Genomic DNA, 12,128 nt, shown 5'->3' with positions numbered 1-12,128 from the left:
GGTGTATCCGACACCGGTCATCGAGGGGCACAGCGTGACGTTCTGGGAGGCACTCGCCGTCTTCGCGGCGGGTATCGGCGCCGGCACCATCAACACCATCGTCGGCTCCGGCACCCTCATCACGTTCCCGGTACTGCTCGCCGTAGGCCTCCCGCCGATCACCGCGAACGTCTCCAACGCCCTCGGCCTGGTGCCCGGTTCGCTCAGCGGCGCCATCGGCTACCGCCGTGAACTGCGCGGCCAGCGCCGGCGCGTCATCCGGCTCGGCTCCGCCGCACTGGCCGGCGGCCTGGCCGGCGCGATCCTGCTGCTGACCCTGCCGTCCAGCGCGTTCGACGCGATCGTCCCCGTACTCATCGGGCTGGCCCTGGTCCTGGTCGTACTGCAGCCCCGCCTCGCCCGCGCCATCAAGGCCCGCCGCGAACGCGAGGGCACCGAGGTCCCCACCGACGGCGGCCCGCTGCTGCTCGCCGGACTCTTCCTCGCCAGCATGTACGGCGGCTACTTCGGGGCCGCCCAGGGCGTCCTCTACCTGTCGCTGATGGGCCTGCTGCTCCATGACGACCTGCAGCGGATCAACGGCGTCAAGAACGTCCTGGGCATGCTCGTCAACGGCATCGCCGCCGTGTTCTTCCTCTTCGTCGCCGACTTCAACTGGGCCGCCGTCGGCCTCATCGCCGCCGGAGCCACCCTCGGCGGCATCTTCGGCGCCCGCATCGGCCGCCGGCTGCCGCCGGCGGCGCTGCGCGGCGTCATCGTCGCCGTCGGCATCGTGGCCATCGTCCAGCTCGTCCTCAGATGACCGGCCGCGTGCGGCGGCGGGCCCGGGACGGTGCTCACACCGTCCCGGGCCCGCCGCCGTCCGCGCCCCACCGGGATCAGGCCGGCAGCGCCAGCCACCCCGGCAGCGCGTCGTTGTCCCTGATCCCCAGCGCCAGCAGCAGAGTGTCCGCCGGCGTCGGCTCGAACGGCTGCGTCAGCAGCCGCATCCCGGCCTGCTCAGGAGTCCGGTCCGCCTTGCGGCCGTTGTCCTCGGCGCAGGCCGCGACCGTGTTCAGCCAGGTGTCCCCACCGCCGCGCGACCGCGGAACGATGTGGTCCACCGTGCTCGCCCGGCGACCGCAGTAAGCGCACCGGTGCCGGTCACGCACCAGCACCCCCCGCCGCGACCACGAGGCCCGTTGTCGGAAGGGCACCCGGACGTATCGGCGCAGCCTGATCACCAGCGGAACCGGAACCTCGACGGCCGCCGCGCGGATGCGCAGCCCGGGATGCGCCTGCTCGACGACGGCCTTCTCCTGCATGACCAGCACCACGGCACGCCGCAGCGACACCGTCGACAGCGGCTCGAAACTCGCGTTCAGCACCAGAGTCTCACGCATTCCGCCCACCCCAAGGATCCGTCCCCGCCCCATGGCGAAGTGGATCCACTGTGCCTCGCGGACCCCCGGCGGACAACGCAATTACCGTGCGGGGAAAGGGGATCGGCGGGGTGCGGGAGCGGATCCCGGGCGGGTGGCGGTCGGCGGGACGGCGAAAAACGCCGAACGCCCCGGACGCTTCCCCCCGTGCGAAACGGAAGCGTCCGGAGCGTACGGCAGCCGGCGCGGACACCGGGCGGGAAACACCTGGTTCCGGCGGACGGCCGGCAGCGCGCGGGCGAGAACCACCACGACGCGCCGCCCCGCCGCCCCCGCTACCGCGGTACCGGCTGCCCGGTGATGGTGGGCCACCACCAGACACGTACCACTGTGCGATTCAGGGCGCCGGGGCGCAACGCAATTAACGGGCGCCCGCCTGCCGCGGCGGGCCGTCTGCCCGAGCGGCGGGCCGCCGGCCGTCAGGTACCGGCCGGTGCCTCGTACTCGCCGATCAGCTGAGCGCGGCCCAGCGTGTGGAAGCGGAGATTGAAACCGATCACGGCCGGCGAGGCGTCCGCGTCCGGCCCGAGCTTCTCGGTGTCCACCGCGTACACGGTGAAGACATAGCGGTGCGAACCGTCCCCCGGCGGCGGCGCGGCCCCGCCGAAGTCCCGCGTCCCGTAGTCGTTCCTGACGTGCAGCGCGCCCTCGGGCAGCCCCTTGAAGTCACCGCCGCCCGCACCCGCGGGCAGCTCGGTGACGGACACGGGGATGTCGATGAGCGACCAGTGCCAGAAACCGCTGCCGGTCGGCGCGTCCGGGTCGTAGCACGTGACGGCGAAACTCTTCGTCCCCTCGGGGAAGCCCTCCCACCGCAGCTGCGGTGACGTGTTCCCCGCCGCGTACACCTGCTCGTCCTTCAACACCCCGCCCGGCGCCACGTCATCGCTCACCACCGTGAACGACGGCACCGGCGGATGGAACTCGTGGGGGAGCGGCCGCCGCTTCTGCTCGGTCACCTCGACACCTCCTGATCGCAAGAACAGTCATCGACTGCCGCCGGCCTGCGCCGCGGCAGCCTTCCGCGCTCCGAGCCTAGATCCCTAGAACCAGTTGCGCTTGCCGCCGACCTCCGCCAGCCACTGATTCAGGTACGCGGCCCAGTCGGTGCCCTGGAAGGACTGCAGCCCGACCGTGAACGACCGGTACGAGTCGCTGCCCTCGCCGAACAGCCCCGGCTTCTTGTCCATCTCCAGGATCACGTCCATCTCGTTGCCGTCCGCGATGAAGGTCAGCTCCACCTGGTTCAGCCCCCGGTACTGGTGCGGGGCCCGGAACTCGATCTCCTGGTAGAACGGCAGCCGCTGCCGGGTCCCCCGGATGTGCCCCTTCTCCAGGTCCGCGGCCTTGAACGCGAAGCCCAACTGCCCGAACGCGTCCAGCAGCGCCTGCTGCGCCGGCAGCGGGTGCACGCTGACCGGGTCGAGGTCACCCGAGTCCACCGCGCGGGCGATCGCCAGCTCGGTCGTCACCCCGATGTTCATCCCCGACAGATGCCGGCCGAGGAACGTCGTGACCGGCGTCTCCCACGGGATCTCCAGCCCGAACGGCACGGTGTGCACGGCCCCCGGCGCCACCTCGAACGCCCCGCCCAGCCGCTGCCGGTGGAACTCGATGTCCTGCTTGTACTCGTTGTCGCCGCTCTCGACCTCGACGCGGGCCTGCAGCCCGACGGAGAGCCCCTCGATCTGCTGCGCGACCGAACCGCCCTGGATGCGCACCTCACCCTGGACGATGCCGCCCGGCACCACGTTCGGGTCCGTCAGCACCGTCTCGACGGACGCCCCACCGGCACCCATGCTCGCAAGCAGCTTCTTGAAGCCCACGTTGTCCCACTCCTCATACCGGCGGTTGACTGTTTCTTTACGTTATCTATGGTCTGTACGAACGCGGAACCGCGGCGAACGGTTCCAGTACCCTCGTACCGCATGATCGCCGACGCGGAAAGGGCCCCGCTCGCCCGGCCCTTCTTCGACCGCCCGGTCCTCGACATCGCACCGGACCTCCTCGGCCGGATCCTCGTCCGCGACACCCCGGACGGCCCGATCGAGCTGCGCCTCACCGAGGTGGAGGCCTACGCGGGACCCGTCGACCCGGGATCGCACGCCTACCGGGGCCGCACCGAACGCAACGCGGTGATGTTCGGCCCGCCCGGCCACACCTACGTGTACTTCACATACGGAATGTGGCACTGCCTGAACCTGGTCTGCGGCCCCGAGGGCACGCCGAGCGGGGTCCTGCTGCGGGGTGGCGAGATCACCCGTGGGGAGGACCTCGCCCGCGCGAACCGTCCCACCTCCCGCAAGGACACCGACCTCGCCCAGGGCCCGGCCCGGCTGGCCACCGCGCTCTCCGTCGACCGGTCGCTCAACGGATCCGACGTCTGCGACCCCTATACCGGTCCTGCGGGCGAACCGGCCGGCAGCCCGTTCCGCGTCCTCACCGGTACTCCGCCACCCGCCGGCCTGGTGCGCACCGGGCCCCGTACCGGTGTCGGCGGTGCGGGAGCCGTCCACCCCTGGCGCTTCTGGATCGACGGCGACCCCACCGTCAGTCCCTACCGTGCCCACACCCCGAGACGCCGCCCATAACGACTCGCCATGACCGCGTACTCTCGGACACGCTGTACAGACGCTCTGCGACCGCCATGGTGCGCGGACCGCGGAGCACCGACTCATCGCATTGACCCAAGGAGACAAGAGAACCGTGACGGACATCGTCGACGAGCTGCAGTGGCGCGGGCTGATCGCCGTATCCACTGACGAGGACGCACTGCGCAAGGCGTTCACGGACGGCCCGGTCACGGTCTATTGCGGCTTCGACCCCACGGCGCCCAGCCTGCACCTCGGCAACCTGGTGCAGATCCTCACCATCCGGCGGCTGCAGCAGGCGGGCAACCGGCCGCTGGGCCTGGTCGGCGGGGCCACCGGCCTGATCGGCGACCCCAAGCCGTCGGCGGAGCGGACGCTCAACGCTCCCGAGGTCGTCGCGGACTGGGTCGAGCGGGTCCGCGGGCAGATCGAGCCCTTCCTCTCCTTCGAGGGGCCGAACGCCGCGACGATGGTGAACAACCTGGACTGGACGTCCGGGATGTCGGCGATCGAGTTCCTGCGCGACGTGGGCAAGCACTTCCGCGTCAACAAGATGATCGCCAAGGAAGCCGTCGCCCGGCGCCTCAACTCCGACCAGGGCATCAGCTACACCGAGTTCAGCTACCAGATCCTCCAGGGGATGGACTTCCTGGAGCTCTACCGGCGCTACGGCTGCACCATGCAGACCGGCGGCAGCGACCAGTGGGGCAACCTCACGGCCGGCATCGACCTGATCCACCGCGTCGAGGGCGCCTCCGTCCACGCCCTCGCCACCCCGCTGATCACCAAGGCGGACGGCACCAAGTTCGGCAAGACCGAGGGCGGCGCGATCTGGCTCGACCCCGAGATGACCACGCCGTACGCCTTCTTCCAGTTCTGGCTGAACGCCGACGACCGTGACATCTCCAAGTTCCTGCGCATCTTCAGCTTCAAGTCCCGCGAGGAGATCGAGGAGCTGGAGCGCCTCACCGAGGAGCGCCCCCAGGCCCGCGCCGCCCAGCGTGCCCTGGCGGAAGAACTGACGACCCTGGTCCACGGGGCCGCCCAGTGCACCGCTGTCACCGATGCGTCCAAGGCGCTTTTCGGCCAGGGGGAGCTGACGGACCTGGACGAGGCCACGCTGGCGGCCGCTCTCTCCGAGCTGCCGTACGCCAAGGTCACGGCTCTGGAGCCGGTCGTCGACCTGCTGACCGCGGTGGAGCTGGTGGCCAGTAAGTCGGCCGCCCGCCGGGCCATCAAGGAGGGTGGCGCCTACCTGAACAACGCCAAGGTGACCAGCGAGGACGCGGTGCCGGCCGAGTCCGACCTGCTGCACGGCCGGTGGCTCGTGCTCCGCCGCGGCAAGAAGAGCCTGGCTGCCGTCGAGGTCGGCTGAAATCGTGCGTTTGAGCGGCGGTCGAGCTTGACTCTGCCGCCGCTCCTCCGTAATGTAGTCCGAGCCGCTTGAAACGGTGCGTCCGGTTCGTCCGGATCCCCGCGGGGGTGGCCACCCACTACTACGACTTCCCGACAGGGTTGCTTTTCGGTGCGCCGAAATTCAGTCCGAATAGCTCGATTATGAGCGTGGCAGGAAATCGGCTAACGTAGTGGTCATCGCCGCAAGGCGAGAAAAAAAAACCCGCCTCAGCGGGTGGCAGAAACGGGAAATCGGATCTGCTAAGCTGAGAAACACGAAGGGAAGCCCGGAGGGCGCCGGTAAAACGGCACCGAAGGAAGCGTCCGTTCCTTGAGAACTCAACAGCGTGCCAAAAGTCAACGCCAGACTTAAAACACCCCGGGCGGAACCCATTCGGGTTTCGTTTGGTGGTTCCTTTGAAAAAGTCCTTCCGCCCTCCGGTCCTTCGGGACGGGAACTGGTGGGAGGCAATTACACAGCGAGGACGCTGTGCACCACGGGCCTTATTCCGGCCGGTGGTGCCGCTCTTGCGTGGAGACATTCACGGAGAGTTTGATCCTGGCTCAGGACGAACGCTGGCGGCGTGCTTAACACATGCAAGTCGAACGATGAAGCCTTCGGGTGGATTAGTGGCGAACGGGTGAGTAACACGTGGGCAATCTGCCCTTCACTCTGGGACAAGCCCTGGAAACGGGGTCTAATACCGGATAACACTCTCCTCCTCCTGGGGGTGGGTTAAAAGCTCCGGCGGTGAAGGATGAGCCCGCGGCCTATCAGCTTGTTGGTGGGGTAATGGCCTACCAAGGCGACGACGGGTAGCCGGCCTGAGAGGGCGACCGGCCACACTGGGACTGAGACACGGCCCAGACTCCTACGGGAGGCAGCAGTGGGGAATATTGCACAATGGGCGAAAGCCTGATGCAGCGACGCCGCGTGAGGGATGACGGCCTTCGGGTTGTAAACCTCTTTCAGCAGGGAAGAAGCGCAAGTGACGGTACCTGCAGAAGAAGCACCGGCTAACTACGTGCCAGCAGCCGCGGTAATACGTAGGGTGCGAGCGTTGTCCGGAATTATTGGGCGTAAAGAGCTCGTAGGCGGTCTGTCACGTCGGATGTGAAAGCCCGGGGCTTAACCCCGGGTCTGCATTCGATACGGGCAGACTAGAGTGTGGTAGGGGAGATCGGAATTCCTGGTGTAGCGGTGAAATGCGCAGATATCAGGAGGAACACCGGTGGCGAAGGCGGATCTCTGGGCCATTACTGACGCTGAGGAGCGAAAGCGTGGGGAGCGAACAGGATTAGATACCCTGGTAGTCCACGCCGTAAACGTTGGGAACTAGGTGTTGGCGACATTCCACGTCGTCGGTGCCGCAGCTAACGCATTAAGTTCCCCGCCTGGGGAGTACGGCCGCAAGGCTAAAACTCAAAGGAATTGACGGGGGCCCGCACAAGCAGCGGAGCATGTGGCTTAATTCGACGCAACGCGAAGAACCTTACCAAGGCTTGACATACACCGGAAAGCCGTAGAGATACGGCCCCCCTTGTGGTCGGTGTACAGGTGGTGCATGGCTGTCGTCAGCTCGTGTCGTGAGATGTTGGGTTAAGTCCCGCAACGAGCGCAACCCCTGTTCTGTGTTGCCAGCATGCCCTTCGGGGTGATGGGGACTCACAGGAGACCGCCGGGGTCAACTCGGAGGAAGGTGGGGACGACGTCAAGTCATCATGCCCCTTATGTCTTGGGCTGCACACGTGCTACAATGGTCGGTACAATGAGCTGCGATACCGCAAGGTGGAGCGAATCTCAAAAAGCCGGCCTCAGTTCGGATTGGGGTCTGCAACTCGACCCCATGAAGTCGGAGTTGCTAGTAATCGCAGATCAGCATTGCTGCGGTGAATACGTTCCCGGGCCTTGTACACACCGCCCGTCACGTCACGAAAGTCGGTAACACCCGAAGCCGATGGCCCAACCCGCAAGGGAGGGAGTCGTCGAAGGTGGGACTGGCGATTGGGACGAAGTCGTAACAAGGTAGCCGTACCGGAAGGTGCGGCTGGATCACCTCCTTTCTAAGGAGCATCTAGACCGTCATTGACGGTCCAGGGCCATTACGCCGGCATCTGTTCGGCGGTGGTTGCTCATGGGTGGAACGTTGACTATTCGGCACACTGGGAATCCGGAAGCAAGTACTGCTTCGGCGTGGAAAGCGTCTGGATTGCTGGTGGGTCGGGCACGCTGTTGGGTCCTGAGGGAACGACCTTTGTTTCTTCTACACCCCGGCCCCGTTAACGACGCGGAAGCGTTGGAAACGGGTGACTGGTCGTTGCTTGAGAACTAAACAGTGGACGCGAGCATCTAGTTAGCGCAAGTTTTTAAGGGCGCACGGTGGATGCCTTGGCACCAGGAACCGATGAAGGACGCGAGAGGCCGCGATAGGCCCCGGGGAGCTGTCAACTGAGCTGTGATCCGGGGGTGTCCGAATGGGGAAACCCGGCAGTCGTCATGGGCTGTCACCCATACCTGAACACATAGGGTATGTGGAGGGAACGCGGGGAAGTGAAACATCTCAGTACCCGCAGGAAGAGAAAACAACCGTGATTCCGGGAGTAGTGGCGAGCGAAACCGGATGAGGCCAAACCGTATGCGTGTGATACCCGGCAGGGGTTGCGTATGCGGGGTTGTGGGATCGTACTTCAGCAGTCTGCCGACTGTTGGGCGAGTCAGAAACCGTATGGATAGGCGAAGGACATGCGAAAGGTCCGGCGTAGAGGGTAAGACCCCCGTAGCTGAAATCTGTACGGCTTGCTTGTACGACACCCAAGTAGCACGGGGCCCGAGAAATCCCGTGTGAATCTGGCGGGACCACCCGCTAAGCCTAAATATTCCCTGGTGACCGATAGCGGATAGTACCGTGAGGGAATGGTGAAAAGTACCGCGGGAGCGGAGTGAAATAGTACCTGAAACCGTGTGCCTACAAGCCGTGGGAGCGTCGGATACCAGCTTGCTGGTATCTCGTGACTGCGTGCCTTTTGAAGAATGAGCCTGCGAGTTTGCGGTGTGTGGCGAGGTTAACCCGTGTGGGGTAGCCGTAGCGAAAGCGAGTCCGAATAGGGCGAATGAGTCGCGCGCCCAAGACCCGAAGCGGAGTGATCTAGCCATGGGCAGGTTGAAGCGGAGGTAAGACTTCGTGGAGGACCGAACCCACCAGGGTTGAAAACCTGGGGGATGACCTGTGGTTAGGGGTGAAAGGCCAATCAAACTCCGTGATAGCTGGTTCTCCCCGAAATGCATTTAGGTGCAGCGTCGCGTGTTTCTTGCCGGAGGTAGAGCACTGGATAGGCGATGGGCCCTACCGGGTTACTGACCTTAGCCAAACTCCGAATGCCGGTAAGTGAGAGCGCGGCAGTGAGACTGTGGGGGATAAGCTCCATGGTCGAGAGGGAAACAGCCCAGAGCATCGACTAAGGCCCCTAAGCGTACGCTAAGTGGGAAAGGATGTGGAGTCGCAGAGACAACCAGGAGGTTGGCTTAGAAGCAGCCATCCTTGAAAGAGTGCGTAATAGCTCACTGGTCAAGTGATTCCGCGCCGACAATGTAGCGGGGCTCAAGCGTACCGCCGAAGTCGTGTCATTCCCGTGCGAAGCCCTAACGGGTGCGGGGATGGGTAGGGGAGCGTCGTGTGCCGGGTGAAGCGGCGGCGGAAGCCAGTCGTGGACGGTACACGAGTGAGAATGCAGGCATGAGTAGCGATACACACGTGGGAAACGTGTGCGCCGATTGACTAAGGGTTCCTGGGTCAAGCTGATCTGCCCAGGGTAAGTCGGGACCTAAGGCGAGGCCGACAGGCGTAGTCGATGGACAACCGGTTGATATTCCGGTACCCGCTTTGAAACGCCCAGTATCGAACCCTCTGATGCTAAGGCCGTGAAGCCGTCCTGGAGCCTTCGGGCAAAGGGGAGTGGTGGAGCCGCCGGTCCAAGGTGGTAGTAGGTAAGCGATGGGGTGACGCAGGAAGGTAGTCCAGCCCGGGCGGTGGTAGTCCCGGGGTAAGGGTGTAGGGCGTGTGATAGGCAAATCCGTCACACATTAAGTCTGAGACCTGATGCCGAGCCGATTGTGGTGAAGTGGATGATCCTATGCTGTCGAGAAAAGCCTCTAGCGAGTTTCATGGCGGCCCGTACCCTAAACCGACTCAGGTGGTCAGGTAGAGAATACCGAGGCGTTCGGGTGAACTATGGTTAAGGAACTCGGCAAAATGCCCCCGTAACTTCGGGAGAAGGGGGGCCACAACTGGTGAGGGAACTTGCTTCCTGAGCTGGGGGTGGCCGCAGAGACCAGCGAGAAGCGACTGTTTACTAAAAACACAGGTCCGTGCGAAGCCGTAAGGCGATGTATACGGACTGACGCCTGCCCGGTGCTGGAACGTTAAGGGGACCGGTTAGTCACATTTCGGTGTGGCGAAGCTGAGAACTTAAGCGCCAGTAAACGGCGGTGGTAACTATAACCATCCTAAGGTAGCGAAATTCCTTGTCGGGTAAGTTCCGACCTGCACGAATGGCGTAACGACTTCTCGACTGTCTCAACCATAGGCCCGGTGAAATTGCACTACGAGTAAAGATGCTCGTTTCGCGCAGCAGGACGGAAAGACCCCGGGACCTTTACTATAGCTTGATATTGGTGTTCGGTTCGGCTTGTGTAGGATAGGTGGGAGACTGTGAAGTCATGGCGCCAGCCATGGTGGAGTCGTCGTTGAAATACCACTCTGGTCGTGCTGGATGTCTAACCTCGGTCCGTGATCCGGATCAGGGACAGTGTCTGGTGGGTAGTTTAACTGGGGCGGTTGCCTCCTAAAGAGTAACGGAGGCGCCCAAAGGTTCCCTCAGCCTGGTTGGCAATCAGGTGTTGAGTGTAAGTGCACAAGGGAGCTTGACTGTGAGACTGACGGGTCGAGCAGGGACGAAAGTCGGGACTAGTGATCCGGCGGTGGCTTGTGGAAGCGCCGTCGCTCAACGGATAAAAGGTACCCCGGGGATAACAGGCTGATCTTCCCCAAGAGTCCATATCGACGGGATGGTTTGGCACCTCGATGTCGGCTCGTCGCATCCTGGGGCTGGAGTCGGTCCCAAGGGTTGGGCTGTTCGCCCATTAAAGCGGTACGCGAGCTGGGTTTAGAACGTCGTGAGACAGTTCGGTCCCTATCCGCTGCGCGCGCAGGAATATTGAGAAGGGCTGTCCCTAGTACGAGAGGACCGGGACGGACGAACCTCTGGTGTGCCAGTTGTCCTGCCAAGGGCACGGCTGGTTGGCTACGTTCGGAAAGGATAACCGCTGAAAGCATCTAAGCGGGAAGCCTGCTTCGAGATGAGTATTCCCACCCCCTTTGAGGGGTTAAGGCTCCCAGTAGACGACTGGGTTGATAGGCCAGATGTGGAAGCCCGGTAACGGGTGGAGCTGACTGGTACTAATAGGCCGAGGGCTTGTCTAACTATTTTTGCTTCGCGTCCACTGTTTGGTTCCCGGGTTGCGAACAGTCGCTCCGGTTGAACCAGTACTACTTAAATTGAAAAGTGTGCTTGTTCGCTTGGCACTGTCAATAATCCCGTTCAGCGGGATGGCCCGATAGTGTTTCGGTGGTCATAGCGTTAGGGAAACGCCCGGTTACATTCCGAACCCGGAAGCTAAGCCTTTCAGCGCCGATGGTACTGCAGGGGGGACCCTGTGGGAGAGTAGGACGCCGCCGAACAATCTTTATGGACCCTCGGTCCCGGCCTCTGCGCTGGGACCGAGGGTCTTTTTGTTTTGCCCCACCGGTGCGCGGTCACTCGGCAGGTACGAGAGACTGGCACTACAGCAGCACGAACCAAGGAGTTACGACGATGTCCAACTCGCCCGAGGATCGGTCGGATCGGCCTGAGCGCCGGGAGCCGCGACAGAGCGGTGGCGACCGGGGCGGTTTCCGCACCGGCGGCCCGCGCCGCGATGGTGACCGGGCCGGCGGTTTCCGCCGGGATGACCGTCGTGACGACCGACCCCGTACCGACCGCCCGAGTTCTGACCGTCCGAGCTCTGATCGCCCCCGTTCTGACCGTCCGCGTGAAGACCGCCCGCGTACGGACCGTCCCAGCGGTGACCGCGGTGGCTTCCGTCGTGACGACCGTCCGCAGGGTGACCGTCCGCGCTCCGGCCCGCCCAGCGGCGACCGCGGTGGCTTCCGCCGTGACGACCGCCCCCAGGGCGACCGCCCGCGTTCCGGCCCGCCCAGTGGTGACCGTCGTGACGGCCCGCCGCGTGGCGGCTCGCGTCCCGACGACCGTGGCGGCAGCTTCCGCCGCGACGACCGTCCGCGCTCCGGCCCGCCCAGCGGCGACCGCGGTGGCTTCCGCCGTGACGACCGCCCCCAGGGCGACCGTCCCCGCTTCGGCCCGCCGAGTGGCGACCGTCGTGACGGCCCGCCGCGTGGCGGCTCGCGTCCCGACGACCGTGGCGGCAGCTTCCGCCGTGATGACCGTCCGCAGGGTGACCGTCCGCGTTCCGGCCCCCCGAGCGGCGACCGTGGCGGCTTCCGTCGCGATGACCGCCCGCAGGGCGACCGTCCCCGCTTCGGCGCCCCGAGTGGCGACCGTCGTGACGGCCCGCCGCGCGGCGGCTCGCGTCCCGACGACCGTGGCGGCAGCTTCCGTCGCGATGACCGTCGTGACGGCCCCCCGCGTTCCTCCGACCGTCCGC

Annotated in this window: 6 protein-coding genes and 3 rRNA genes; 6 read left to right on the top strand and 3 right to left on the bottom strand. The window is 64.8% G+C overall.

Annotated features, from left to right (window positions below):
* Positions 1-34 precede the first annotated feature (34 nt).
* On the top strand, positions 35-802 hold the full coding sequence (locus LNW72_RS11000) for a sulfite exporter TauE/SafE family protein (RefSeq protein WP_250975229.1): 768 nt from the start codon (positions 35-37) through the stop codon (positions 800-802).
* 76 nt (positions 803-878) lie between these two features.
* On the opposite strand, the gene LNW72_RS10995 is transcribed toward LNW72_RS11000, so the two are convergent.
* From LNW72_RS10995 to LNW72_RS10985, 3 genes are all read right to left on the bottom strand, one after another.
* On the bottom strand, positions 879-1,382 hold the full coding sequence (locus LNW72_RS10995; RefSeq protein ID WP_250975228.1) for an HNH endonuclease: 504 nt from the start codon (positions 1,380-1,382) through the stop codon (positions 879-881).
* A 458-nt stretch (positions 1,383-1,840) separates the two neighbouring features.
* Positions 1,841-2,380, bottom strand: coding sequence for a YbhB/YbcL family Raf kinase inhibitor-like protein (locus LNW72_RS10990; protein ID WP_250975227.1), 540 nt, complete (start codon positions 2,378-2,380; stop codon positions 1,841-1,843).
* A gap of 84 nt (positions 2,381-2,464) precedes the next feature.
* Positions 2,465-3,247, bottom strand: coding sequence for a sporulation protein (locus tag LNW72_RS10985; protein WP_250975226.1), 783 nt, complete (start codon positions 3,245-3,247; stop codon positions 2,465-2,467).
* Positions 3,248-3,349: 102 nt separating this feature from the next.
* On the opposite strand from LNW72_RS10985, the gene LNW72_RS10980 reads away from it, so the two are divergent.
* The 5 genes from LNW72_RS10980 (at position 3,350) to rrf (ending at position 11,145) form a co-directional block, all read left to right on the top strand.
* The gene (locus tag LNW72_RS10980) at positions 3,350-4,012 is read left to right on the top strand and encodes a DNA-3-methyladenine glycosylase (RefSeq protein WP_250975225.1); all 663 of its coding nucleotides are present in this window, start codon (positions 3,350-3,352) and stop codon (positions 4,010-4,012) included.
* A 115-nt stretch (positions 4,013-4,127) separates the two neighbouring features.
* Positions 4,128-5,387 carry a tyrosine--tRNA ligase gene (gene tyrS / locus LNW72_RS10975; RefSeq protein WP_250975224.1) on the top strand — a complete coding sequence of 420 codons (1,260 nt, stop codon included), beginning with the start codon at positions 4,128-4,130 and terminating at the stop codon, positions 5,385-5,387.
* 561 nt (positions 5,388-5,948) lie between these two features.
* Positions 5,949-7,471: ribosomal RNA gene (locus LNW72_RS10970) — 16S ribosomal RNA — on the top strand.
* A gap of 293 nt (positions 7,472-7,764) precedes the next feature.
* Positions 7,765-10,887: ribosomal RNA gene (locus tag LNW72_RS10965) — 23S ribosomal RNA — on the top strand.
* Positions 10,888-11,028: 141 nt separating this feature from the next.
* Positions 11,029-11,145 (top strand): 5S ribosomal RNA (rrf, locus tag LNW72_RS10960).
* The 16S, 23S and 5S rRNA genes sit together here, the layout of an rRNA operon.
* The last annotated feature ends 983 nt before the right edge of the window (positions 11,146-12,128 follow it).

The sequence above is a fragment of the Streptomyces sp. RKAG293 genome, from assembly GCF_023701745.1.
In the GTDB taxonomy this organism is placed as follows: domain Bacteria; phylum Actinomycetota; class Actinomycetes; order Streptomycetales; family Streptomycetaceae; genus Actinacidiphila.
This window is presented reverse-complemented; position numbering and strand designations above follow the sequence as displayed.